The following is a 26,688-nucleotide window of genomic DNA, read 5'->3' as shown; positions in this document are numbered from 1 at the left end:
TCTTATACCAATCCGCAATAATACTTAATCAATCTGAGATATTAAATCTGACGCTAGCTACGTTAAAAACTTCTGATATAGAACAAATAACGAAATTTTTCCTTGTTATCGACACGATTTTCTTGCTTCAAAATAGATTATTCAATTAAGCGAATTGGTATTATATATGGTGTCTAATTAACGATAAAAAAACTGCGCTAGAACTAAGCAAGAATTTTTACTAATATATTGAACAATAATGGTATTTAAATTTATTGTTCTCTAGGAGCTATTTAATCGCGGCGTAAGGTTTATAACCTAGTGGGCTAAGTAAAAACCGAGCAACAAAGAGTAAATAGCCCTAGACAGAACCCTACGGGCAGCACATATTTAACCTCGAAAGATAAACAGGCCATAGCCAGAGGTTTTCAGTGAAAACAAGGCAAGTTTACCCGTCAATAGCCGGCCAATTACAAGTAAGTTCAACGCAGTTAGCGTTAAAAATAACTGACTAGGGTAGGTTTATTATCCAGAATTCAGGTTACTTACGCTTTAATTTCATAAAATGAACATATTGTTGAAACATTAAACTATTTAACTGCCCATTTAACTGATGATGAATTTAAAGGCTGTGAATGCTTCAACATCAGTTTATACTGCCCGCTTGATTGGATTTGCTTTCGTTTGTTGACTCATTTTTGCCAACATTCGTAATTTATTGCTTTTCATAAGTAATATAACCAACGCCAAGCAGCTATAGATACTAATCCTAGTCACTAATTAAAAAGGTAAACACATGAGCGATATCGAAATTGAATCACAACTAGTTAACTTTGTAGAAAAAGTACGTGTTAGCGAAGTAATTTGGGCGCTAGGTGCAGAAGATAATGGCTTTGTAGTATGTGATTCAAATCAATTTGACGAAACTGACGTATTACTACTTTGGGAAAGCGAAGAAGCTGCTAAGGCACAATGTAAAGAAGAATGGAAAGACTACAGCCCTGTAGAAATTAATCTTGACGAGTTTTTAGATGCTTGGGTTGAAGATTTAAGCGAAGATAACGCACTAGTTGGTATTAATTGGAATGATGACCAAGTATGTGTGGAAATTGAACCTGTTGGTCTAGCTCGCGCATTAAGCGAATAAACAGATAGCGTAGCTTATTATAAAGTTACTGAAACCCAACGAGTCCCGCTGCTCGTTGGGTTTAATTGATTTTAACCTCAACGACACTCGCATCTTACTGTGGTTTGAGTATAAAATATAACACGTCATTATTTTCAAGGTATTGCGTTGAAAACCCATCTTGGCCGTCGCCCTTTTTCAGCTATGGAGCTGCATACACTTTATAATGGATATATATACGGTGATGTTAAAGTTATCCGCGAGCAACCAAAACATTGGCACTTTTGGCTGCCCTTAATTTCATATTATAGTGGTGCTTACAGTGACGAAATTGGTTACTTAACACTTGATGATCTAATCTTTAAACAAAATATTTTATGTTTTAGTTTTCATACTCACGGAAAAATAAAGCCCCGCTTAGTCCCTGTACACAAAGCGCTTATAAATTATGGTCTTAATGAATATATAGCGTTTATTAAATCGCAAAATCAACACCGATTGATGTTCGACTTGCCCGCAAAAACTGGCAGGTACAGTGAAAAAGTGCGTATTTGGTTTTCAGGTGAAGGTGAGCGAGCCGGCTATTTACAAAAGTGTGATATACCAAATGTTGATCAACTCGGCATGAAAACAGCAATAAGCAGCTTACGCCTCAACTTTGAGCAACAAGTTCGTATACATGCTCTGCAGGCTAACTCGAAAGACGCCTTTAATTATTTAATGGGCTTTAACGAATATTCATGTGATGAATTTAACGACGTGCTTTTATTAAATAACGTGATCCAAAAAATACGTACTATTAACTCACACCTGCACTGGCAACGTTTTATAACACGTGAAAGTCACTGACAAACTTTGTTACTATTTCCCCTTAAAGTCACTGTTATAATCAATTACTCTATTTAAAAAAGCTGTTAGGATATCCACATCCCTAATTATATACGCATAAAAAAGCCTATTTAGGGTAATTTCTAACAACAACAATCTAGGGATCATTATGTTTCTCAAAAGCCTCTTAACTGTGAGCGTTGCGCTGGCAATGAATGCTGCAAACGCTAACGAATTTGTTATCGAAAAACTCGCAAAACCAAGCTCGCAAAAAGTATCGCTAATACTCGACCCAAGCCAAGATACATTCACAGGGATGACAGAGATTTCCCTAGAAGTACTAAAACCAACAAAATACATTGAGCTAAATGGCGTTGCTTACGCTGTTAAAATGGCGCAACTGCTTGGCGACGAAAACTGTGATTTAAACAACGAAATGCTTAAAACAGGCAAAGTTAAATTTAGTTGTGATGAGCAAATTCAACCAGGTAAATACACGCTTAAAGTTGATTTTTCAGCGCCATATAATCGCCAAAGCGTAGGCTTGTACAAAACGCTAGACCAAGGTACGCCTTATTTATTTACTCAGTTTGAAATGAGCGACGCGCGTCGTGCGTTTCCTGTTTTTGACGAACCTAGCTATAAAATTCCATTTCAGTTAACGATTACTGCGCCTACATCACAAAAAGTATATTCAAATACGCCTGAGCTTAAAGCAATCGTTAATGGCGATATGACCACACACTACTTTGATAAAACGCCGCCAATTCCTTCATACTTAGTCGCTATGACTGTTGGCCCGTTTGAAGAATTAGAAATAAAAGGTATGCCAATTCCTGGTCGTGTAATTACCCCACAAGGTAAGATTCACTTAGCCCAATACGCAAAAGAAAACATGCCAAAAGTACTGGGCGCACTTGAAGCGTATTTTGGTATTCCTTACGTTTACAAAAAATTAGACTCAGTAGCGGTACCAGAGTTTCCATTTGGCGCAATGGAAAACTCCGGCTTAGTAACCTACCGAGAAGATATTTTATTAGTTGATTTAGCTGCAGCAACACGCAGTAAAAAACAGCGTAATGTATCAATTATAGCTCACGAACTTGCTCACCAATGGTACGGTAACTTAGTAACCATGAAGTGGTGGAACGACTTATGGTTAAACGAAGCGTTTGCTAGCTGGATGGCTGCAAAAATTACTAAGCAGCTTAACCCTGAGTTTGAATCGCACTTAGACCTGCCACAAAACAACGTAATGGCACTTGATGCACGCCTAAGCACTAAGCCTATTCGTAAGCCAATTAAAACTGAAGCCGACATTATGGACGGTTTAGGTCTTGCTTACAGTAAAGGCAGCTCAGTACTTGCAATGGTTGAAAACTGGATTGGCGAAGACGCATTTCAAAAAGGTATTCAAAGCTACTTAAAAGAGTTTTCATATAAAAATGCAGAAGCGGCCGACTTATGGCAAGCACTTGGTAAAGCATCAAATAAAGACGTAGCGAGTGTTTTAAAGTCGTTTATTGAGCAATCTTCTTTCCCACTAGTTAAAGTAACTCAACAAGGTAGCAAAGTAACTATTTCACAAAGCCGCTTTGTAAACGCAGGCGTTGATGCGCCAGAGCAGCTATGGAATGTACCGGTTGCAATTAAATATGGTGCTGGCGATAAAGTAAAAACTGCAAACGTATTACTTAATAAACAAAGCCAAACACTAGATTTAGACTTTGAACCAGAGTGGATTTATCCTGACCAAGGTGCACTAGGCTACTACCGCTGGGTAATGGATGATGCACAATTTAGCGCACTTGTTAAAAAGGCGCCAAGCGTACTGAGTGACCGTGAACGCTTAGCGTTACTATCGGCTACTGATGCGCTACTTGATGCTGGTGTTATATCTGCAGCTAAGTTAATGCAAACACTTGAAGTGTTCGTAAGCGATAGCCACCCTCGCGTAGCAAATACCGCACTAGGTTACTTAGTATCGCAACAGCGCACTTTTAAAGACGATAGCAATAAAGACTTATGGCCTGAATTTATTCGCGGTGCAGTAACGCCTGCTGCTAAAAAATATGGTTTAGAAGCAAAAGCGGGTGAAGATGGTGCTATTGCACAACTTCGTGCAGCCGTTGTATCACGCTTAGGTTTTGATGGTGAAGATCAAAACGTCATCAATAAAGCCAAAGAACAAACGCAAGTTTATTTAAATGATCCACAAAAAGTAGACCCATACTTAGCGGGTACGTACTTAACTCTTGCTGCTTTTCATGGTGACAAAGCGCTGCTTGATCAATTCATGACAACGTTCAAAACGACTAAAGATCCGCAAGTACGCACAAACATGCTTGCAGCTATGGGCTTTTTTGGTAAACCTGAGTTACAAAAAGCAGTATTAGCTTATAGCTTAACGGATGAAGTAACGGCATCTGACATGCGTACTATTTTGTCAGGTCAAAGTTATACAGATGAGCGCCAAGCGTTATTTATTGATTGGGTTTACAGTAACTACGATAAAGTAACAGCAAGCTTACCGCCTTTCTTTATTCCTAACTTGCCGTACTTTACAACTGCAAGCTGTGATGCAGAAAGCTTAGCGACAACAAAAACCTTCTTTAACGAAAAAGTAGCTGATGTAGCAGGCTACGCGCGCACATTAAGTAAGCTTGAAGAAAGCACAAACGATTGTATCGCGCTTAAAACACGTGAACTTGAATCGGTTAATAGCTTCTTAAAAAGTAAGTAATTATTAGGTTTATTGAGCTATAAAAATACAAAAGCCGCTGAATATAAATTCAGCGGCTTTTTACGTTTATGTTTACGTTTATATTTTTGCTTTATTAATTACCAATAATCATCGTAAGTTTAGCTATAAAATCTTTGGCTGCTTGCTCAGAGTTTATTTTAAACGCAACACCATAATGAATAGGTTGAGCGCTTTTAAAAATGCGCGTAGGAAAGCGTGTCATCTCACTGCTATGAAAATACCCTTGCGCACGTGTTACGCCATCAATATCATTAAAGTCATCGCTAAATACTTCAAATGCGGGCCGAATTACTATTTTACCCTTGCCGCTTTCGCTGTGGGTATAAAATGCTTCTTTAGAGTTTACTAACATGTACTCTGCAATATTTTTAATCTTAAAATTACTTCTGCACTGTAATTTAATAAGCTGTTCTGTCAGCTCGTCTGCACTATAAGCCACGTGTAATCCCTATTAGTTAATTTGCGTATTAGATTAACGCATACACACAATAAAATCTGAATTTATTTGTCTATTTTACTTTGTTATATCACATACAAAAGCGAGTTTTTCATTGTTGTAACTCATTCTTGTGATATTTTTTCCGCAGTAGGTGCTTAAATTAAGCCATTGCGATACTTCATCACTTCCATCAAGTTTACGCTGATAAACGCGGTTTTTAATAGCATAAGCAATGGTCGTATTATCTTTTAAAATAAAATCTTGAACTTGAGCCGGTAACCTTAATAGGTCTTCAACTTGTTTATCTTGTGGATTGAAACTCGCTAAAATGTGTTGCTCGTTTTTAGTGTAACTAAATAAAAATGCAGCCATTGAGTTGTTATAAATAAGCGTTCGCCCAATATTACTGGCTGCTATTTCCCCCTTCGCTTGTGCAACTGAAGTATATTGAAGAGTATGAGGCTTTCCTAAAATGAACATCACTAAATCATTTTGAACACCCCATGCATGGTACCCAACAGGTTCAATCCAATCAAAAATACGACTTGGCGCATCTTCATTTTTGAGTAGGTATTGCCACAATTTTTGCTTACCGTCAGCTTCTACAACAATCGCTGATATCGCATCACCACTTGGCATAACCGTTGGTGAATATTCGCTTACTGGAGAATTAGTTATATTGCTGATTTGTTTTGATGTTAAGTCATAATAAGCAATATCGGTTTGGCTTTGCTCATCAGTAATTACTTCATGAGTAAAGTATAAACCTGTATTTGTTAAATGTGGCTGGTTGTTATAACTGTTTTTATCACTCACAATACTAACTTGTAAGCCATAAGGCGTATTTAAATCAGCAAGTAATACTTGGCTTTTTGGCATGCTAGCCTGCACCACAATTGGGCTAAGCGCTGCTATAGAAAATAATCCAAGTAATGGTTTAATAAGTTTCATGCTTTCTCTCGTTTTAATTTTAAGCACCTCATGATAACGTTATTTGCTGATGGCGTCACTTGAGCTAAGTCAGTCAACTCTTAAGATACCCAAACGACTTAAAATAATGTTAAGTTTAGTCTGGTTATAAAATCGGCTCCTAAAAAAGAGAATTAACATGTCAGCTAAAAATCCTATTATTGCGATTACGGGTTCGTCTGGTGCAGGCACAACCACCACAACCAATGCAATTAAACATATTTTTCGTAGCCTTAATATTGAAGCGGCTTTTATCGAAGGGGATAGCTTTCATCGTTACACTCGCCCTGAAATGGATAAAAAAGTACGCGAAGCACAGCAAGAAGGTAAGCACATAAGTTACTTTGGCCGAGAAGCCAATGATTTTGGTGCCCTCGAAACTTTATTTAATCATTATGGTGAAACTGGGCAAGGTAAATTACGCCGCTATTTACATACATTTGATGAAGCAGTTCCGTACAATCAGTTACCGGGCACCTTTACTCCTTGGCAAGAGCTTGAGCATAATACTGATATTTTATTTTATGAAGGTTTACACGGTGGTGTAGTCGATCAAGATGTAGACGTTGCTAAGCATGTTGATTTATTAATAGGCATGGTGCCTATTATTAACCTTGAGTGGATTCAAAAACTGATACGCGATACCTCTGAGAGAGGTCATTCACGTGAGGCTGTTATGGACTCAATTGTCCGTAGTATGGATGATTACATTAATCACATCACGCCACAGTTTTCTCGAACTCATATAAATTTCCAACGAGTGCCGACCGTTGATACTTCAAATCCATTTAGCGCTAAAGATATTCCATCGCTTGATGAAAGCTTTGTAGTTATTCGCTTTAGAGGTATTGATGATGTTGATTTTCCTTATTATTTACGCATGATCGAAGGCAGTTTTATGTCTCGTATAAATACGCTTGTAGTACCTGGTGGCAAAATGGGCTTAGCAATGGAGCTGGTGCTTACTCCACTAATTAAAGATATTATTTTGAAAAAGCGTGCACTGGAAAACTTAGCACCTCTGGATATACCTATTTAACTCCTCTTCTAAGGTTGAGCTCTCTCACGTACACTGTTGATTTTTAGTAACAATAAGGGACATTGTGTTGTACTCATTAAAAATTATTGTGGGTTCTAAAAACCCTGTAAAAATTAACGCGGCTAAATATATTTTTGCAATGTATTTCCCTGATCATGAAATTGATTGCCAAGGTGTTGATGCACCATCCAATGTGCCCGATCAACCTATTGGCGAAGACGAAACACGCATTGGCGCGCAAAACCGCGTTGATTACTGCAAAGAACATCACCAAGCTCACTATTACGTGGCAATGGAAGGCGGTGCAGAGCAGTTTAGCTATGGTCCAGCAACCTTTGCCTATGTAATTATTGATAATGCCTTAAATCAAGTTGTAGGGCGCAGCAGTAACCTACCCTTGCCTCAAGTACTTTATAATGCATTACTTAAAGGTGAAGAGCTTGGCGATGTAATGGACAAGGCATTCAATACCACCAATATTAAGCAAAAAGGGGGCGCTATTGGACTACTTACAAACAATCATGCCACGCGTGAAAGTACATATACACAAGCACTCACTTTAGCTATGGCGCCATTTTTACACTCTGAGCTATACAGCCAAACAAATTAATTTAGGAAGTTTAATGAAATACAGCTATGTATTGTTTGACGCAGACGAAACCTTATTTAGGTTTGATATTTTAGCGGGCATGACTCGCATGTTTAAAGCTTACAACGTAGATTTTAGCAAAGACGATTATATTCATTATCAAAAAACCAATAAGCAGCTGTGGGTTGATTATCAAAACGGTTCTATAACTGCTGATTACTTACAAGTAACTCGCTTTAATGAATGGGCTGCAAAGCTAAATGTGCCAGCAAAAGAGCTGAACGATGCTTTTTTAGATGCTATGGCGCAAATTTGCGAGCCATTACCTGGCGCTATAGAACTTTTAAATAAGCTTAAGCCAAATGCTCGATTAGGTATTATTACTAACGGATTTGCCCGCCTACAAACAGTACGTTTAGAACACACTGGTTTAAAAGATATGTTTGAATGGTTGGTTATATCTGAGCTTGTTGGCATAGCAAAACCGAATAAAGCGATTTTTGAACACACATTTGAGCTAATCGGTAACCCAAATAAAAGCGAGATACTTATGGTCGGTGACACCGCAGCAAGTGACATACTTGGCGGAAACAATGCAGGTATTGATACTTGCTGGTTACAACACCCTGGTGAGCAATTACCCGACGGAATAAAACCAACCTATACCGTAACTCATTTAAATCAGTTACAAGCTATTTTAGAATTGCAATAAAGTAAATTTTACGCAAAAAAATGACGCTAATTAGCGTCATTTTTTATAACTGTTTGCGAACTGTACTTTTATTGCTTTTAGGCTGGAGCTAACTCAAGACCGGGTGCAGGCATCGTCACGGGCGTTTCAAATGTTGCCCATTCCCATGCTGACTCTGTAGCCATAATTTTACGAAGTAATTTATTATTTAAATCATGACCCGATTTAAATGCGGTTACTTTACCTAAAAGGTTATGACCTGTCATAAACATGTCACCAACACAGTCTAATATCTTGTGCTTAACAAACTCGTCGCTATAACGTAAACCATTAGGATTTAAAACTTTGAATTCATCAAGTACCACAGCACTATCCATACTACCACCTAGTGCTAGGTTGTTTGCATGCATGTATTCAATATCTTTCATAAATCCAAAAGTACGCGCACGGCTAATTTCTTCAATAAAACTTTGCGTTGTTATATCTAACCCTATACGTTGGCGACTTTCGTTGATAGCAGGGTGGTTAAACGCAATCTCAAAGTCGATATGAAAACCATCATAAGGTTCAACTTCAGCCCATTTATCACCTTCTTCAATACGTACTTTTTCTTTAATACGAATAAAGCGTTTAGCAACATTTTGCTCTTCAATTCCGCCTTTTTGTAACAGATATATGAATGGTAATGCACTACCATCCATAATCGGCACTTCTGAGCTGTCTAATTCTACAATTAGATTATCAATGCCAATTGCAGCAACGGCTGCAATAAGGTGCTCAGTAGTCGATAAGCGAACGCCATCTTTGTTAATTAAACAAGTACACAATTGCGTATCACCAACGGCTTCAGGTGTTGTTTCAAAATCAACAACCGGATCAAGGTCGACACGACGAAATACAATCCCAGTATTTGCGCTCGCAGGTCGGAGAGTTATTGTGACCTTCTCACCTTTATGAAGTCCAATTCCTATGGCTTTGACTATTTCTGCAATCGTACGCTGTTTAATCATAGGTTCGCTCACTTTTAAATCAGTTACAGTTAGACGGCGGAGTTTAACATAAATCCTTTTGCCTTTCAATATTTGTACATATTTCAAACAAAAGTATTATTAAATGTTAATCTGCCTGCTTACGTAAAAAAGCTGGAATATCAAAATAATCACCGCCTTCTGATTTATCCGCTTTTTTACCGCTTTGCGCTGAAGAGCTCGAACTACTTGAACTCGTTGAAGGCGCTTTTTCTTTGCTTTGCGTTTGTGCTTTAGCAACATTTTCTTCAGTGTTTGTGTCTTGGCTTGCAAAGCTTGGTACGTACATACTACTTGCTTGGTTTGATGTGCTTGCAACATCAGATCCTGATGCCTTTTTAAAGCCATTATCAACAATACCAAACTGTGGACGACGATCACCGCCTAAACCTGTTGCAACAACCGTTACACGTAGCTCATCAGTCATTTCTGGGTCGATTACCGCACCAACAACAACCGTTGCGTTTTCTGACGCAAGTGCTTTAACGTGATTGCCAACAATTTCAAATTCTTCAATCGCAATGTCCATACCGGCGGTAATATTAACCAAGATGCCTTTAGCACCTGTTAAATCAACGTCTTCTAGTAGTGGGCTTGAGATAGCCGCTTCTGCAGCCTCCTGTGCACGATCAGGACCTGACGCAGACGCCGTTCCCATCATTGCAGTACCCATTGCAGACATTACTGTACGTACATCGGCGAAATCCACGTTAATTAAACCAGAACGTGTAATTAGCTCTGCTATACCCTGTACCGCACCAAATAATACGTCATTAGCTTTAGCGAAGGCATCTAGAAGAGTAGTCCCTTTTCCTAAAACCTTAAGTAATTTATTGTTCGGAATTGTAATAAGCGAATCTACAATTTCTGACAATTCATTAATGCCTTGATCGGCGGCTGCTGCACGTTTTTTACCTTCAAAATCAAAAGGACGTGTTACAACTGCAACTGTTAAAATACCGAGCTCTTTAGCAATTTTAGCAACAACCGGTGCTGCACCAGTACCTGTACCACCGCCCATACCTGCAGCTATGAATACCATGTCGGCGCCTTCAAGGCTGGCACGAATTGTATCGGCGTCTTCTTCAGCCGATTTACGGCCTACTTCAGGATTTGCGCCCGCACCTAACCCTGAGGTTATTTGCGTGCCTAATTGAACTGTAATATCGGCAGCAGAGTTACGTAATGCCTGTGCATCCGTATTAGCAGCAATAAAGCGTACGCCTTCAATCTGTTGTTTTACCATGTGCTCAACAGCGTTACCGCCGCCGCCGCCCACGCCTATCACTTTTATGACAGCTTCTTCGCTGTGTTGTTCCATTATATCAAACATATTTACTCTCCGACTTGAGCATTAAAACTCGCCTTGAAACCATTTTGTAACACGGTTCCATAAATTATTGTTCCCTTCTGCTTTCGACTTTTGTGCATTCATCGATTGCATTGTACGTCCGTATTGTAACAAACCAACAGCAGTTGCGTACGAGGGATCATCTACATAGTCTGTCAAACCAACTATCCCTATTGGTTTTCCTATTCTAACTGGCATTTGGAAAATGTCTTCTGCCACTTCCATTGCACCAGTCATTTTAGCAGTGCCACCTGTAACAACGAGGCCTGCAGCAATTTGATCTTCCAAACCAGAACGACGAATCTCATCCATCGCAAGCTCAAATAATTCTCTAAAACGAGGTTCTACTACCTCTGACAATGTATGGCGTGACATCAATCTTGCTGGTCGTCCGCCAACACTTGGTACTTCAATTGTGTCTTCGCTACTTGCCATTTGGCTGCTAGCACATGCGTATTGTACTTTGAGTGACTCTGCATGTGATATAGGTGTACGAAATATTTTTGCAATATCACCTGTAACCTGATTACCAGCAACAGGAATAACGGCAGAATGGCGAAGTGCACCATTAATATAAATGGTGATATCCATAGTACCGCCACCAATATCAAGTACTGCAACACCTAGCTCTTTTTCGTCATCTGTTAATACAGAATAACATGATGCTAGTGCGGTAAAGATAAGCTGATCGACTTCAAGACCACAACGTTCTACACATTTTTCAATGTTTTTTGCCATGTCGTTTGAGCAAGTAATGATATGTGCTCGCGCTTCCATACGAACACCACTCATACCAAGTGGGTTTTTAATGCCCTCTTGCATGTCGATACTGTATTCTTGCGGCAATGCATGCAGCATTTTACGCTCTGCCGAAATAGGCACAGAGCGTGCAATATGAATGACATTTTCAATATCTTCATCGGTCACTTCAGTGTTGTTAATAGCAACTACACCACTCTCGTTTTGACACTGAATATGTTTACCAGAGATACCAAGGTACACAGAACTAATACGACAATCAGCCATTAACTCAGCTTCGTCTATAGCTCGGCGAATAGACTCAGATACCAAGTTTAAATCGTTAACGCCGCCTTTATCCATACCACGAGACACTTGGCTCCCCACACCAACAATACTGAGTTTGTTATCTGCGGTGATTTCACCTACCGTGGCAACCACTTTCGAGGTACCAACATCTAATCCAATCACGAGGTTTCTTTCTGCTGACTTAGTCATGCCTTACTCTTATTTTGTAATTGTTCTTCTTGCATTGGCTTAAAGCTTACTGCAAGGCCGGTATCATACCGTAAATCGATTGTATCTATCTGTGCATTTTCAGGATGTTCCATTCTCGGGTAAACATCTATAAAGCGCTGAACTCGCTTAGCTTTATCTTTACGCCCTAAATTTAAACGTACACCATTATCTAACCACAGTTGCCATGAAAAGCGCTCAGACAACGCTAAACTATTTAATGTTAACGCATTTACTTTAAGCATTTCATCAAACTGTTTAAAAGCTAACCATGCTTCTTGTTCACTGCCTTCTGGCCCGAATAACTGCGGTAAATCTACATTTAGTTTATCGCTACTAGCCTGAAAAGCTTCACCTTTTTGATTTAGTAATAAATCACTATTCCAATGTGCCACAGCATCATGCTCAACAACATATACTTGCAAAGTATCTGGCCATTGTTTACGTACTGATACTGTCGCAACCCAAGGTAAATCTTGCACCAGTTGTTGCACATGTTTTACATCAAGTTCAAAAAAACTACTTAAATCGGCTCTTTTTATTGCTTTTATTATTGCCGTTTCATCAGTGTACTTAGGATGCCCTTGCACTGTTAAATGCTTAATTTGAGCATCTTTGTTTTCAACTAACCAATGCGAAACCCCCGCCGTGATCTGTATTAAGCCAATCACAACAATTAGAAAAAAGCTCACACCAAAAATTAGCGACCAATTTAGTTGCTGTTTGATTTTCTGAGCTTTTTCTAAAAGGGGGTGCATATTAAAGTGTTTGCTCCAAAATGCGAACAACTAATTGCTCAAAACTTGCCCCATTCGCTTTTGCAGCCATTGGTACTAGTGATTTTTCAGTCATGCCAGGCACTGTATTTACCTCTAGTAGGTAAAAGTGTCCTTGCTCATCTTGCATTGCATCCACACGTCCCCAGCCACTTGCACCTACAAGGTCAAATGCATCAAGTGAAATTTCTTGTAAGTGCTCTGTATCGTGCTTTGATAAATTTGCAGGGCAATGATATTGCGTCGTGCTTAATTGATACTTAGCTTGGTAATCGTAAAAACCATTAGGCGTGGTCATCTCAATTACAGGCTGTACTTCATCACCCAATACAGTAACCGTGAACTCTCGTCCTGTAATCCACTGTTCGACAAGTACTTGGCTATCAAACTTAAATGCATTAGCGAGTGCTTCTTCTAACTCTTGCGCATTGCTTGCTTGTGCCATACCTATGCTTGAGCCTTCGTGCGATGGCTTAACCATTACCTTTTTAAATTCATCCATAATGGCAACTGCATCAAAGCCTTTTTTAGCATCGACAACAGCATAAGGGGCCGTACTTAGACCCGCCGATTTAAACAAGTGTTTACAGCGAATTTTATCCATAGCGAGGGCTGAGCCCAATACATTACTACCTGTGTAAGGCAGGTTCATAAATTCAAGCGCACCTTGTACGGTGCCATCTTCACCACCACGACCATGTAACGCAATAAAAACGCGCTCTACATTTAATTCTTTTAATTCCCACAAAGAACGACTTTGTGGGTCAAATGCAATTGCATCAATGCCACTACTTTGCAGTGCATTTAAAACAGCTTGACCAGATTTTAATGACACTTCACGCTCTGCTGAATTGCCACCTAACAGCACCGCTACTTTACCAAATTGTGTGTTTACCTGGGTCATACTTCACCTTGCTTAAGTTTTTCTATCGACATACCCGTTGCAGCTAAGGTTTTTACTAATTGGCCTATATTACCTGCGCCTTGGGTTAATACTAAATCGTTATTTTTTAGGCATTCACCGAGGACACCTGCAAGCTCTGAACTTGAAGCAACATGAAGTGGCTCTTTGCCACGTTGGCGTAAACTTCTACAGAGGCTTTTACTATCAGCACCGACTATAGGGTCTTCACCTGCGCTATACACATCAAGTAATAGTAACTGATCTACATCAGCAAGTACTTTTACAAAATCTTCGTACAAGTCGCGTGTACGAGAAAACCTATGTGGTTGATATACCATTACTAAGCGCTTATCAGGCCAACCTTCACGCACTGCAGCAATTGTTGCTGCAACTTCTGAAGGGTGATGCCCATAATCATCAACTAACATCACATTACCACGCTCGTTTTCAAATTCACCATAGTGTTGAAAACGACGACCAATGCCTTCAAACTTCTGCAGCGCTTCTAAAATTGCATGGTTAGCAATGTTTTGATCTTTTGCCACAGCAATCGCAGCGGTTGCATTAAGTGCGTTGTGTCTACCTGGCATATTCAACGTGGCAGTTAAACATTCACCTTGTTTGTTAGTTACTGTAAATGTGCACGTATTAGCTGATTGGCTAAAGTCGCTCATGCGGTAATCAGCATCCTTCGATTCGCCATACGTGATAACTGGGCGACCAAAGCGCGGGATAAGTTCAGCAGCAACTTCAGAATCAATACATACAACAGCTAAACCATAAAACGGCAAGTTATGAATGAAATCTACATACGTGTCTTTCATTTTTTCAAGACTGCCGCCGTAAGTATCCATGTGATCTTCTTCAATATTTGTGATCACCGAAACCATTGGCTGCAAGTGTAAAAACGACGCGTCGCTTTCATCCGCTTCTGCTATTAAAAAATCACTTTTTCCTACTTTTGCGTTACTACCTGCGCTATTTAACAAGCCACCAATAATAAAAGTTGGATCAAGCCCCGCCTGTCCATAAATACTCGCAATTAGGCTCGTTGTCGTTGTTTTACCATGCGTACCCGCAATCGCTATACCATGGCGAAAACGCATTAGCTCTGCGAGCATTTCTGCGCGGCGCACAACCGGAACTCTTGCTGCTTTTGCTGCAATAATCTCAGGGTTTGTTTCATCAATAGCACTTGAAACAACGACTACGTTAGCATCTTTTACGTTATTTTCGTGATGACCAATAAATACCTCAGCACCGGCTTTAATTAAGCGATCTGTCATAGCGCTATGAACAATGTCAGAACCTGTAATACGGTAGCCTTCAAAAGCGAGTACTTCAGCAATACCGCCCATACCGGCACCACCAATGCCAATAAAATGGATAGTATCAATTCGACGCATTGCAGGTCGTGTGTGTTTTTCTTGTACTGATGCTTCTTTCACTTACACTCTCTTATTTGTTACTTGCTCACAGTGTGCTGCAACGCTTACTGTGGCATCTAAAATGGCTTGCTTTTGAGCATTTGCTGCCATTTGTTTAATTAATATAGGCTTAGCTAAATAAGGATTTAAAAGCTCAACAATTGAATGTTGATTAAACTGTGCTTGAGGCATTAACAAAGCCCCATTTGCCTTTACTAAATACTGTGCATTCGCTGTTTGATGGTCGTCCACTGCATGAGGAAACGGAACAAATATAGCCATTTTTCCAGCCGCAGCAATTTCACTAACCGTTAACGCACCCGCGCGGCAAATGACAATATCAGCCCAAGCATAAGCCGTATCCATATCATCAATAAATTCAGCAACGTTTAAGTTATTACTATCAAAACCGTGTGCTTTATAAGCCTCTTTAACGCTGTGTAAATGGCCTTTACCTGTTTGATGCCACACACTAATTGCGGTGGTATTACTCAATACTTTAAATGCTTCAGGTAATGTTTGGTTAAGTACTTGTGCCCCAAGTGAACCACCCACTACCAACATATTTATTGGGCTTGATACATCACGCTTTGGTATATCAATAACACTTTGACGTACCGGATTGCCAACAAGTTCAGCTTGGCCATGCGCAAATGCACTTGGAAATGCCGCTAATACACGATTAGCACACTTAGCTAGCAATTTGTTACTCATGCCCGCTACCGCATTTTGCTCATGAATAACCAGCGGAATACCTAAACTTTTGGCAGCAATACCTGTTGGTCCAGTTACATACCCGCCCATCGCAAGTACGACATCTGGACGCTGTTTTTTTAAAACTTTACGTGCTTGCAATATGGCGTTAAACACCATAAATGGCGCTTTAACAAGACGTTTTATACCGTTACCACGCACACCCTTAACATCAATAAAATCAATGTCTATGTTATGCTTTGGAACAACGTCAGCTTCCATTCTATCAGGTGTTCCTATCCAGCTAACTTGCCAGCCTTGTTGTTTTAAATAGTCAGCTACAGCGATACCAGGGAAAATATGCCCGCCAGTTCCACCAGCTACAACGACTAATTTTTTACTCATCGCTTACCTCCGCGTGAAGTGGCTTGTTTTGTTGCCATCTTAGTCTCAAAATCTACGCGTAATAAAATGCCCGTGGCTATCGTCATAATCATTAAGCTTGAACCACCGTAAGAAATAAACGGCAGTGTTAATCCTTTTGTCGGTAAAATCCCCGCACTCGCACCTACATTAACCATAGTTTGAAACGCAAACCAAATACCAATAGCAAACGAAAAATAGCCTTCATATTCTTTGCCACACTTTAATGCTTGCTGACCAATTAATAGCGCTCTAAATACCAAGGTAGCTAATACCATTAAAATACTTACAACGCCGATTAAACCAAGTTCTTCACCTATAACAGCAAAAATAAAATCGTTATGCGCTTCAGGTAAATATTGTAGCTTTTGTACACTGTTGCCAAGACCTTGGCCAAACCAACCACCTTGGCTATATGCCATTAGCGATTGCACCAACTGATAACCTTTACCAAAAGGATCATCCCAGGGATCTAAAAAGCCAACAACACGTGCCATACGATATGGCTCAACAATTATAAGTAAAACAACAAGGCCAACCCCCGTTAAAATAAGTACAAAAAACTGCCATAACTTAGCACCGGCTAAAAATAGCAGACCAACCGTAGTTACAAACATAACAACTACGGTGCCCAAATCAGGTTGCAGCAAAATAAGCAGAGCATATACCGCAAATACAGCAATAGGCTTTGCAAAGCCTTTAATATTTTCTTGTACCTCTTCGCGTTTTCTTACTAAATAGCCCGCAATATAACTAAAAAAATACAGCTTTGCAGCCTCAGCCACCTGAAAACCAACCGGGCCAATAGGGATCCATCGCCTAGCTCCATTCACTTCACGACCAATAATTAATACGGCTATTAACAGCACCATGCCTAGTATTAATAAATAAGGGTTTGATCTTTTCCACCAATCCATTGGTACACAAACCGTTATCCAAAAAAGAACAAAAGCCATAGCTAAAAACATACTGTGACGAATAGTAATATGATACGAGTTATCAAATAATCGTTCAGCGGTCGGCATTGATGCGCTGGTTACCATGATAAAACCAACACCTATTAGCATTATTACGCAGTACAATAGCGGTACATCGTATAACTGCGCCGAAGGCTTAGGTGTTAATGCGTCTTTTATATCGGCAAAGGTAATCATACTTTCTCCGCCATAACGCACACAACAAAGTCATCACCGCGTTGCATATAGTTGTTATACATATCAATACTGGCACACGCAGGGGCCAATAAAACAATATTACCAGCACGACTGAGTACTTTGGCCAAAGTAACGGCTTCTTCCATATTATTAGTTAAATAGCTCTTATTGGTAATCGCAGCTAAGTCGCTTGCGTCTTTGCCGAAACAAATTAATGCTTTAACATGCCGTTGAATATAAGGTTTAAGGGCATTTAAATCAGCGCCTTTGGCATCACCACCTGCAATAACAATCAGGTTTTCACCATCACTAGCTAAGCTATCTATTGCTGCAATAGTTGCCCCAACATTAGTCGCCTTTGAATCGTTAAAATATTTTACACCATTAAATTCAGCTACAAATTGGCAGCGATGCGCCAACCCATTAAATTGGCTCAACGCGTTTACATATTGCTCTTTGCTTACTTCAAACGGACTTAAAAGCGCCATTACAGCAAGTGTGTTTAAATAATTGTGTTTCCCCACTACAGCAAGCGTACTCACTGGTAAAAAGGCATCGCCTTTAACCATAAAGTGAGTTTCGTTATTGTATTGCGCTAAATGGTAATCACCTTGTTGAACACCAAAGCTAATTTTGGGGGTTGTACTGCGCTCAATTGGATGCGTTTGACTATCGTCAGTATTAACTACAATAAGCTCTGCACCGTCATAAATACTTAGCTTTGAGTCTATATAAGCTTGGTAACTGTCGTAGCGGTCAAGGTGATCTTCTGACACATTTAATACCGTTGCACTTATTGGCTTTAAGCTCTTTGTGGTGTCTAGTTGAAAACTAGATAGCTCAAGTACATACACATCAAAATCATCATTGAGTAAATCCAGCACCGCAGTGCCAATATTCCCACCCAAAGCAACTTTATAGCCGGCTTCTTTTAATACTTCATAAGCGAGCGTAACCACGGTTGATTTACCGTTGGAGCCAGTTACTGCAACAACCGGTTTTGTATTAATACGTGCAAATAACTCAACGTCGCCAATCACTTCAACACCTGCGTTAATTGCATCTGCAACAGCTGGTATTTTTAAGCTGAGCCCTGGACTTATAATAATTATATCGCTTGTACGAAGCTCTGCGTCATCCAAATTACCAAAGTGTGTATCTAGATTTGGTGCATGCTCTTTAAGCCAATCAATCCCTGGAGGGCTTGTACGGCTATCAACAACTTTTGGCATAAGGCTACGAGATAATAAAAAACGCACAATGCCCAGACCGGTAACACCGAGTCCGAGCACTGTTATTTGTTTATTTTTTATCTCGTTTAAATACTGCATTTATCGAATCTTTAATGTCGCTAGACCAGCGAGGACTAGCACAATAGAAATAATCCAAAAGCGTACGATAACACGTGGCTCCGGCCAACCTTTTAATTCGTAATGATGATGAATTGGCGCCATTCTAAAAATGCGTTGCCCACGTAATTTATACGATCCCACTTGTAATATGACCGAGAGTGCTTCCATAACAAATACGCCGCCCATAATAATAAGCAGTAACTCTTGGCGTACTAAAACAGCAATAATACCTAATGCACCACCAAGTGCTAATGAGCCTACATCACCCATAAATACTTGTGCTGGGTAAGTGTTAAACCACAAAAAGCCAAGCCCTGCACCCACAATGGCAGTACACACAACCACAAGCTCACTTGCTAGCGGTAAATGCGGAATATGTAAGTAAGCCGAAAAGTTAATATTACCTGTTAAGTAAGCAATAATTGCCAATGCTGCGGCGACTAAAATAGTGGGTACGATGGCTAAGCCATCAAGCCCATCAGTCAGGTTTACTGCATTTGATGTACCTACAATCGCAAAATACGTAAGCACAATATAAAACAAGCCAAGTTGCGGTAATACGTCTTTAAAAAATGGAACAACAAGAGATGTCTCAGATGCTTGTGCACTGGTAAAGTACAAAGCAGTAGCTACCACTAACGCAATTACTGACTGCCAAAAATATTTCCATTTAGCAATTAAACCTTTTGGGTCTTTACGGATAACTTTACGGTAGTCATCAACAAAGCCAACAATACCTAATGAGCCAATTACAAACAGCGTTGCCCATACATACTTATTCGATAATTCAGCCCATAGTAGCGTACTGGTAAAAATAGCCGCTAAAATAAGTAAGCCACCCATAGTCGGCGTACCCGACTTAGATAGATGCGATTGCGGACCATCGTCTCGAACCGTTTGACCTATTTGCATACGTTGCAAACCACGAATTAACTTAGGTCCTAAATAAAGAGACATAATTAGCGCAGTTAAAATACCTAAAATGGCACGTAGCGTTAAATACGAAAAAACATGAAAACCACTAAAATACTGGGTTAAATACTCTGCCAGCCAAACTAACATTATGATACTCCATTGATGGCTTGTTGCTGGCCATTAACTAAATCGGTTACTAATAATTCCATGCGAGAACTGCGCGATCCTTTCACTACTATTGTTGTTTTTGTATTCACTTTATTAATACTTTCTTGAATTTTTTGCTGCATTTGTTCACGGCTCGAGAAGTGGCGATTAGGGAGTTCAAACACATCACTTGCGCATTTACTTAATACACCTAATGTAAATAACTCATCAATCCCTTGCTCAAGTGCATACTCACCAACTTCTTGGTGATATTTACGTGCATCTTCACCTAGCTCCCCCATGTCTCCCAGCGCTAAAATGCGGTGACCTTGCATATCACTTAACAAGTCAATCGCAGCCTTTACCGACTTAACATTGGCATTATAGGTATCATCAACCACGGTGAGTAAATCAGACACTTCAATTAGATTAACGCGCCCTTTTACATCACCCATAGTGGCAAGTGCATTGGCTATTTCTTCAAGAGTTACATCAAATTCACTAGTAAGTGCAGCCGCAATAAGTGCGTTACTAATATTGTGCTTGCCAGGTAGCGCCAAAGTAACAGGGACTTGCTTGTCTTTAGTACAAAGCGTAAAGCTTGCACGCGCATTGGCATCAAGCGTGATATTCTCTGCCCAAATGTCGAGTTTTTCGGTTGTAGAAAAACGTTTAACATTACGCCCTTCAAGTTTATCTAACCAATACTGGCTAAATTCACTATCGCAATTAACAATGGCAACGCCGTCATCTTTTAGGCCATCAAAAATCTCACCTTTAGCTTTTGCAACCCCCATTAAGCTACCAAAACCTTCTAAGTGAGCGGCTGCAACATTACATACAACGGCCACATCTGGTTTGGTCATTGCAGTTGTGTAGGCAATTTCACCTAAGTGATTTGCACCTAGTTCAATTACTGCAAAACGATGTTGAGGCTCTAAGCGCAATAACGTAAGTGGGACGCCAATATCGTTATTAAAATTACCTTTAGTAGCTAATACATCACCGTGAACCGACAAAATTGCTGCACACATTTCTTTTACGGTGGTTTTACCTACACTCCCTGTAATTGCAATTGTTTTAGGCGCCACTTGCGCCATAACAGCAGTGCCAATCGCACCTAGTGCAATACGTGTATCGCTTACTATAAATTGTGGAATATCTACATCTACTTTGTGCTGAACAATAACGCCAATAGCGCCTTTTTGTTTAGCTTCTGCTATAAATTTATGGCCATCAAAATTGGGCCCTTTAAGTGCTAAAAACACTTCGCCATCGCACACTGTACGAGTATCAGTATTTATATTAAGCACTTGTTGATTATCACCTTGATAATCGGTTGTTAGTACATTGGCTAACCAATCAAAATCCATTGGGATCATTGTGTTATCCCTCTTACTGCTTTTTTTAGTTGTTCTTGTACATAACGGCGATCGCAAAAGTCGATGCGCTTATCGCCTATAATTTGATAATCTTCGTGGCCTTTACCTGCAATCAAAATAACATCATCAGCTGTAGCATTTTCTATAGCAAAACGAATTGCAGTTGCTCTATCAGCCTCTAAATGTGCGTCTTGAGGGTTCACTAAACCGCCAGCCACATCAGCAATAATGTCATCAGGATTTTCAGATCGCGGGTTATCGCTGGTAATAATAACTTTATTAGCATTTTGCTCAGCTGCTTGCGCCATTAATACTCGCTTACCTTTATCTCTGTCACCACCGCAACCAAATACACAACTCACACCACCTGGTACATGCTGTTGCAATGCTTGCAATGCAAGTGCAAGTGCATCGGGCGTATGTGCATAATCAACAACACACGTTGGCATGCCTGCTTGACTAAATGCTTGCATTCGCCCAGCGACTGGCTGTAACTGCGCACAACCTGTAATTAATTGCTCAAGCGGATAACCAAGCCCTAGCAATGTAGCGAGCGCTGCCGTTAAGTTATATAAATTAAATTCGCCAAACAGAGGCGATTTAATTGATATATCACCCCAACTCGTCGATAACTGCGCCGAAATACCTACACTTGAATATTCAACATCAGAAAAATAGACGTATCGAGTATTCTTAGGAGCGAAGTTTTTGCGGCCATAACAAATTAGATTATTAAAATCATACTTTTCAAGCCATTGCTCCGCTTGAAAATCATCTTGATTAAGCACCACAACTTGCGGTTCAAAATCACGAAAAAGCATTAATTTTGCATCACCGTAACTTGCCATATCACCATGATAATCTAAGTGATCACGCGAAAGATTAGTAAACACAGCTGCTTTAAATTCACATTTAGCAACACGCTGTTGCACTAACCCATGCGATGACACTTCCATGGCGACTAGCTTTTTATGCTGTAAATTTAGATCACTCAAAATATGCTGTAAATCAACCGTTGAAGGCGTAGTATTCATCAGTGGAGTTAAGTTATTAGGATGTCCATAACCTAGCGTGCCAATAATCGCTGACTCAGTACTACAAAATTGCGCTAAGTGAGCAATCATTGCTGTGGTGGTTGATTTACCATTTGTGCCAGTCACACCAATTAAATCCAAAGCCTGACTTGGTTGGTTATAAAAGCGACTTGCTAATTCTGGAAGCTTTTTATCAAGCTCTGAAACTAAATATAGTGGTTCGAAACTTGTTTCAAATTCGCATAATCTGTCAGCAATAATCGCTGTTGCGCCATTTTCAATTGCTTTAGCAATAAATTGTCCGCCATCAAGTGAATGGCCTTTAATAGCAACAAATACATCACCTGGTGTTACCTCACGACTATCAATGCGTAAATGTTTTACCAGTTGCGAGGGCGCATCAATTTCGATGTATTTTAAAGTATCTCTTAAATCACGCATCGTTCTTTTTACCTTCCACGTAGGCAACATCTTCCTTGTCCGGTGCTACATTTAATATTCTTAATGAATTCGAAATTATTTCAGCAAATGCAGGCCCAGCGGTGGCCCCTCCGTAGTACACATCCCCGCCGGGTTCATTAATCATAACAACAACGGCTAATCGAGGATTACTTGCAGGTGCGACACCTGCAAAATAGCCAACATATTCGTCACCATAACCACCAACAGCTGCTTTTTTAGATGTACCCGTTTTACCTGCTGCACGATAGCCATCAACTTTAACGCGACTGGCTGTGCCGCCCTCTTCAAATATACTTTCCATCATATGGACCACGGCTTCTACGTCTTTTTGTTTAAAAATACGTTCGCCTTCTGGTACATTATCTTGTTTTAAAATCGTTAATGGACGGTTGACTCCCCCAGCGCCTAACATGGCATAAAATCGTGCCATTTGGGCTGTACTTACTGCAATATTGTAACCAAATGAAAGCGCAGCAATTTCATGATCCGACCAACGGCGATTAGGGTAAAACAAACCACTGCTTTCCCCCACCATACCGGTGCCTGAATCTGAGCCAAACCCTACCTTTTGAAACAATCCCACTAAATAATCTTTAGGTACTAACTGCGTTACTTTCGTAACTCCCATATTTGAAGAGTATTTTAAAATTTCGCGCAGTGTCATCTCACCATGATTGCGAGTATCTTGAACTAAGCTACCGCCTAAACGCATCCAACCAGGGTAAGTATCAATTTTGTCATCGGCTTTAATTGCGCCGTAGTCTAGCCCAGCTAAAATGGCTAGGGGCTTAACAGTTGAGCCTGGTTCAAACAAATCGGTAATTGCGCGGTTACGGCGCTTATGCGGGGCAGCATCGCTTAAGTTGTTTGGATTAAACGAAGGGCTATTAACCATCGCTAATACTTCGCCTGTTTTTATATCAACAACCATCGCTGAACCCGATGTCGCTTTATAAGTAAGTACAGCAGATTTAATCGCTTTATAAGCGATGCCTTGAATACGTTGATCAATACTTAACTGAATACTTTCAGGTTCTACGCGTTCGCGCTCATCAAGCACTTCTACTTCGCGTCCTTGTGCATCTTTGCGTATAGTACGACGGCCTTCTTCGCCCGTTAATGCATTCTCATACAGCTTTTCAATACCTTCAATACCTTTGCCATCTATATTGGTGAAACCAATAATATGTGCAGTTACTTCACCGGCAGGGTAATAACGCTTAGATTCATCTAATAAATGAATGCCAGGTAAACGTAAGTCGCCAATATAATTTGCAACGGCAGGAGTTACTTGGCGTTTTAAGTAAACAAAGCGACGAGAAGGATCGTTAAGAAGGCGTGAATTAATTTTTTTCGGATCGGTACGCAGAACGTCAGCGAGTTCACGCCAGCGCATATCATTTTTGTAATACTGCACTGTACGTTTATCAAGTTCGACCGCATTGTCTGCAAGTGATTGTTGATCCTCGCCATTTTTACGCGCTTGCTTAATCACTTTAGAAACAAGTGATTTGTGAAGTGCTTTAGGATCTGCATACACACTCACTACCGGTACACTCACCGCGAGCTCTTTGCCATTACGATCAAAAATCATCCCACGCTGGACGTGAAGTTTTTCGACACGTACGGTACGTTTATCACTTTCAGAACGGGCTTTGTCAGGTTCAATTACTTGTAAATAAGCAGCACGAGATACCAGTGTTACAAACACCATAAACACAACGCCACACACCAGCATAAAGCGCCATGTAATTAAGTTATTTACTGGTTTTTTGCCTCGATTTCTCATTGCAGTATTATTACCTGTTCATCTTGACTCGTTGGTCGTTTCATTTTTAGCTGTGATTTCGCAATTTCTTCGATACGTGCATGCTGTGAATAAAATTCCTCTTCAACTAATAAATAACGCCATTCTAAATCAAGTTCATCACGCTCTTGGAGTAACGAATCTTGTTCAATAAGTTGCCCTCGAGCAAGATGTGTTACTTGTACCACAGTTAAACTTGACGCGAATATCACAACCAACAAGGCCGAGGTAAGCTTATTAGCTCCTAGGCCTTTAACAATTTCAAAAAATAAATTAGGTGGTTGACGATGATTCGCTTTTATATTCATTCCAGCCTCTGAGCAATCCTAAGTACAGAGCTACGAGAACGCGGATTACGCTCAACTTCAGCGGCACTTGGCTTAATCGCTTTACCCACTGCCTTTAACGTCAGATTTTTATTTATTTGTGCGTCAGTTAAAGGCAGACCTCTGGGTAATACTTCTCCCCGACTCTGTTTTCTAATAAACTGTTTTACAATACGATCTTCTAATGAATGAAACGAAATAACAACCAAACGACCACCGGGTTTAAGGACCTTAATTGCAGACTGCAATGCCGTTTGAATCTCTTCAAGTTCGCTATTAATATAAATACGGATCGCCTGAAAAGTACGAGTAGCAGGGTGTTTAAACTTATCTTTTACAGGTACTGCTTCATCGACTAAATCAGCTAACTGCTTAGTCGTAGTAATTGGCGTGTGCTCTCTAATCTCAAGTATTTTATGCGCAATACGCTTACCAAATTTCTCTTCACCCAGCTTTTTAATTACATGGGTAATATCATCCAATTCAGCTTCAGCTAACCATTGGGCTGCACTGCGACCACTTGTTGGATCCATACGCATATCTAGTGGGCCGTCTTTCATGAAACTAAAACCACGCCCAGCATCATCTAACTGTGGCGACGACACACCTATATCTAATAAAATCCCGTCGACTTTACCAATGAGATCGTTTTGCTCTGCTACTTCGTAAAGTTTTGAAAAGCGAGTATGTGCAATTGCAAATCGCGGATCATCAGCAAACTTTTCAGCTGATTGTATTGCCTGCGGATCTTGGTCAATCGCTTGCAAACGACCTTCATTACCAAGGCGTGCTAATATTTGCCCTGAATGACCGCCACGTCCAAAAGTGCCGTCCATGTATATGCCGTCTGGCTTAATTGCAAGGGCATCTATGGTTTCGTCCATTAAAACGGATACGTGTTCAAATTGCGCTGTCATTAGCTATTATTTGCCTTTTATTGTGCTGTTAGAGAGTGAAATTATCTAAATCAGGGTGAGGTTCAAAATCACCAAGCCTCTCAAGCTCAGTATCTTGGCGCATTTGTTCGTTCCAACGCGCCTCATCCCAAATTTCAAACTTATTCATCAAACCAACCAACATTATTTTTTTGCCTAGATCTGCATGTGCACGCAATGAAGGCGCTAACAAAATCCGACCATTTTTATCAAGTTGATATTCTGTGGCATTCCCTAGCAACATACGCTGCATACGTCGAGCTCGTGGATTCATATTTGAAATTTTAGCTAAACGATTTTCTATTTCTTGCCACTCAGCAAGCGGATATAACCATAAGCACGGCTCATTTAGCGCAACAGTACAAATAACAGTTCCTTGGTCTTCAGATAGCAGAGATTCTCGGTACTTGGTTGGTACCGCAAAGCGTCCTTTATCATCCAAACTCAGTGAACTTGCGCCACGAAACATAAACAGCCTGCTTTAAATTATTTTAATCACCTAACGATTACTTTGATCCAGTTTGATCCACTAAAAACCACTTTTTACCACAGTCCTCCAGTTTAGGGCTTGACAAGCCTTTTTGTCAAGTAAGCTGACCAGCTTTAACGAGTCTCAAAGCTAGAAAAAATAAGGGTTCAAGCAAAGCGATTGAATTACGTGGGAAAAAGTGGAATAACAGCGAAAAAAAATTTACTTAGTTTTAATATGCTTATTTCTACACGTTCTGCTTACTGAATAAACAATGAATATTTACAGTTTTTTAAGCATTTTCACCTTCTTTGTAAAATTTACCTAACCGTGTAGTAATAGTTACTGTTTTTTTTAATTACCAACCATGACAAAACCAGGAGGAACAAAAAAAATAACTAAAATTCAATAAGTTAAAATGAAAA

Annotated in this window: 24 protein-coding genes; 6 read left to right on the top strand and 18 right to left on the bottom strand. The window is 40.0% G+C overall.

Going from position 1 to position 26,688, the window contains the following annotated elements; translation table 11 throughout:
* Positions 1–775 precede the first annotated feature (775 nt).
* The 3 genes from AOR04_RS02990 (at position 776) to AOR04_RS02980 (ending at position 4,676) form a co-directional block, all read left to right on the top strand.
* Complete coding sequence (locus tag AOR04_RS02990; RefSeq protein WP_007376962.1) at positions 776–1,126, top strand: DUF2750 domain-containing protein; 351 nt, start codon at positions 776–778, stop codon at positions 1,124–1,126.
* Between the two features lie 147 nt (positions 1,127–1,273).
* Complete coding sequence (locus AOR04_RS02985; protein ID WP_033029922.1) at positions 1,274–1,954, top strand: hypothetical protein; 681 nt, start codon at positions 1,274–1,276, stop codon at positions 1,952–1,954.
* A 148-nt stretch (positions 1,955–2,102) separates the two neighbouring features.
* Entirely contained in the window at positions 2,103–4,676 is a 2,574-nt protein-coding gene (locus AOR04_RS02980; RefSeq protein WP_096792503.1) for a M1 family metallopeptidase, read from the top strand.
* A gap of 94 nt (positions 4,677–4,770) precedes the next feature.
* Here AOR04_RS02980 and AOR04_RS02975 read toward each other — a convergent pair whose 3' ends face one another.
* Positions 4,771–5,136, bottom strand: coding sequence for a hypothetical protein (locus AOR04_RS02975; protein WP_007376965.1), 366 nt, complete (start codon positions 5,134–5,136; stop codon positions 4,771–4,773).
* 75 nt (positions 5,137–5,211) lie between these two features.
* Complete coding sequence (locus AOR04_RS02970) at positions 5,212–6,087, bottom strand: hypothetical protein (protein ID WP_096792502.1); 876 nt, start codon at positions 6,085–6,087, stop codon at positions 5,212–5,214.
* 157 nt (positions 6,088–6,244) lie between these two features.
* Between AOR04_RS02970 and AOR04_RS02965 the strand changes: the two genes are divergently transcribed.
* The 3 genes from AOR04_RS02965 (at position 6,245) to yjjG (ending at position 8,445) form a co-directional block, all read left to right on the top strand.
* The gene (locus tag AOR04_RS02965) at positions 6,245–7,144 is read left to right on the top strand and encodes a phosphoribulokinase (RefSeq protein ID WP_007376967.1); all 900 of its coding nucleotides are present in this window, start codon (positions 6,245–6,247) and stop codon (positions 7,142–7,144) included.
* Positions 7,145–7,208: 64 nt separating this feature from the next.
* Positions 7,209–7,754 (top strand): inosine/xanthosine triphosphatase, encoded by a 546-nt coding sequence (gene yjjX, locus AOR04_RS02960; protein ID WP_096792501.1) that lies wholly within the window; start codon positions 7,209–7,211, stop codon positions 7,752–7,754.
* A gap of 13 nt (positions 7,755–7,767) precedes the next feature.
* Positions 7,768–8,445, top strand: coding sequence for a pyrimidine 5'-nucleotidase (gene yjjG, locus AOR04_RS02955; protein WP_096792500.1), 678 nt, complete (start codon positions 7,768–7,770; stop codon positions 8,443–8,445).
* A 77-nt stretch (positions 8,446–8,522) separates the two neighbouring features.
* Here the strand turns inward: yjjG and lpxC are convergent, their stop codons facing one another.
* The 16 genes from lpxC to mraZ form a co-directional block, all read right to left on the bottom strand.
* A complete protein-coding gene (gene lpxC, locus AOR04_RS02950) occupies positions 8,523–9,434 on the bottom strand; it encodes a UDP-3-O-acyl-N-acetylglucosamine deacetylase (protein ID WP_096794071.1) in 912 nt (303 codons plus the stop codon).
* Between the two features lie 106 nt (positions 9,435–9,540).
* Positions 9,541–10,785 carry a cell division protein FtsZ gene (gene ftsZ / locus AOR04_RS02945; protein ID WP_096792499.1) on the bottom strand — a complete coding sequence of 415 codons (1,245 nt, stop codon included), beginning with the start codon at positions 10,783–10,785 and terminating at the stop codon, positions 9,541–9,543.
* 21 nt (positions 10,786–10,806) lie between these two features.
* Positions 10,807–12,039, bottom strand: coding sequence for a cell division protein FtsA (ftsA, locus tag AOR04_RS02940; RefSeq protein WP_096792498.1), 1,233 nt, complete (start codon positions 12,037–12,039; stop codon positions 10,807–10,809).
* On the bottom strand, positions 12,036–12,815 hold the full coding sequence (locus AOR04_RS02935; RefSeq protein ID WP_008135031.1) for a cell division protein FtsQ/DivIB: 780 nt from the start codon (positions 12,813–12,815) through the stop codon (positions 12,036–12,038). Before AOR04_RS02935 ends, ftsA begins: the two co-directional genes overlap by 4 nt.
* A 1-nt stretch (position 12,816) precedes the next feature.
* Positions 12,817–13,737, bottom strand: a complete 921-nt coding sequence (locus AOR04_RS02930) for a D-alanine--D-alanine ligase (RefSeq protein WP_096792497.1) — start codon at positions 13,735–13,737, stop codon at positions 12,817–12,819.
* Positions 13,734–15,185, bottom strand: a complete 1,452-nt coding sequence (gene murC, locus AOR04_RS02925; RefSeq protein ID WP_096792496.1) for a UDP-N-acetylmuramate--L-alanine ligase — start codon at positions 15,183–15,185, stop codon at positions 13,734–13,736. Before murC ends, AOR04_RS02930 begins: the two co-directional genes overlap by 4 nt.
* Positions 15,186–16,262, bottom strand: a complete 1,077-nt coding sequence (gene murG / locus AOR04_RS02920) for an undecaprenyldiphospho-muramoylpentapeptide beta-N-acetylglucosaminyltransferase (RefSeq protein WP_096792495.1) — start codon at positions 16,260–16,262, stop codon at positions 15,186–15,188.
* The gene (gene ftsW, locus AOR04_RS02915; RefSeq protein ID WP_096792494.1) at positions 16,259–17,434 is read right to left on the bottom strand and encodes a cell division protein FtsW; all 1,176 of its coding nucleotides are present in this window, start codon (positions 17,432–17,434) and stop codon (positions 16,259–16,261) included. The genes murG and ftsW overlap by 4 nt, the downstream gene beginning before the upstream one ends.
* A complete protein-coding gene (gene murD, locus AOR04_RS02910) occupies positions 17,431–18,765 on the bottom strand; it encodes a UDP-N-acetylmuramoyl-L-alanine--D-glutamate ligase (protein WP_096792493.1) in 1,335 nt (444 codons plus the stop codon). The genes ftsW and murD overlap by 4 nt, the downstream gene beginning before the upstream one ends.
* Positions 18,766–19,848, bottom strand: a complete 1,083-nt coding sequence (mraY, locus tag AOR04_RS02905) for a phospho-N-acetylmuramoyl-pentapeptide-transferase (RefSeq protein WP_096792492.1) — start codon at positions 19,846–19,848, stop codon at positions 18,766–18,768.
* A complete protein-coding gene (locus tag AOR04_RS02900) occupies positions 19,848–21,230 on the bottom strand; it encodes a UDP-N-acetylmuramoyl-tripeptide--D-alanyl-D-alanine ligase (RefSeq protein WP_096792491.1) in 1,383 nt (460 codons plus the stop codon). Before AOR04_RS02900 ends, mraY begins: the two co-directional genes overlap by 1 nt.
* Positions 21,227–22,705: a UDP-N-acetylmuramoyl-L-alanyl-D-glutamate--2,6-diaminopimelate ligase gene (murE, locus tag AOR04_RS02895; RefSeq protein ID WP_096792490.1), complete on the bottom strand. Its 1,479-nt coding sequence runs from the start codon at positions 22,703–22,705 to the stop codon at positions 21,227–21,229. Before murE ends, AOR04_RS02900 begins: the two co-directional genes overlap by 4 nt.
* Positions 22,698–24,515 carry a peptidoglycan glycosyltransferase FtsI gene (locus AOR04_RS02890; RefSeq protein ID WP_007376982.1) on the bottom strand — a complete coding sequence of 606 codons (1,818 nt, stop codon included), beginning with the start codon at positions 24,513–24,515 and terminating at the stop codon, positions 22,698–22,700. The genes murE and AOR04_RS02890 overlap by 8 nt, the downstream gene beginning before the upstream one ends.
* Complete coding sequence (gene ftsL, locus AOR04_RS02885) at positions 24,512–24,841, bottom strand: cell division protein FtsL (RefSeq protein WP_007376983.1); 330 nt, start codon at positions 24,839–24,841, stop codon at positions 24,512–24,514. Before ftsL ends, AOR04_RS02890 begins: the two co-directional genes overlap by 4 nt.
* Positions 24,838–25,776 (bottom strand): 16S rRNA (cytosine(1402)-N(4))-methyltransferase RsmH, encoded by a 939-nt coding sequence (gene rsmH / locus AOR04_RS02880; RefSeq protein WP_007376984.1) that lies wholly within the window; start codon positions 25,774–25,776, stop codon positions 24,838–24,840. The genes ftsL and rsmH overlap by 4 nt, the downstream gene beginning before the upstream one ends.
* 28 nt (positions 25,777–25,804) lie before the next feature.
* Positions 25,805–26,263 (bottom strand): division/cell wall cluster transcriptional repressor MraZ, encoded by a 459-nt coding sequence (gene mraZ, locus AOR04_RS02875; RefSeq protein ID WP_007376985.1) that lies wholly within the window; start codon positions 26,261–26,263, stop codon positions 25,805–25,807.
* Positions 26,264–26,688 lie beyond the last annotated feature (425 nt).

The sequence above is a fragment of the Pseudoalteromonas sp. 1_2015MBL_MicDiv genome (assembly GCF_002407505.1).
In the GTDB taxonomy this organism is placed as follows: domain Bacteria; phylum Pseudomonadota; class Gammaproteobacteria; order Enterobacterales; family Alteromonadaceae; genus Pseudoalteromonas; species Pseudoalteromonas fuliginea.
The sequence above is the reverse complement of the archived record's forward strand: the minus strand, read 5'-3'. Positions and strand labels throughout refer to the sequence as shown.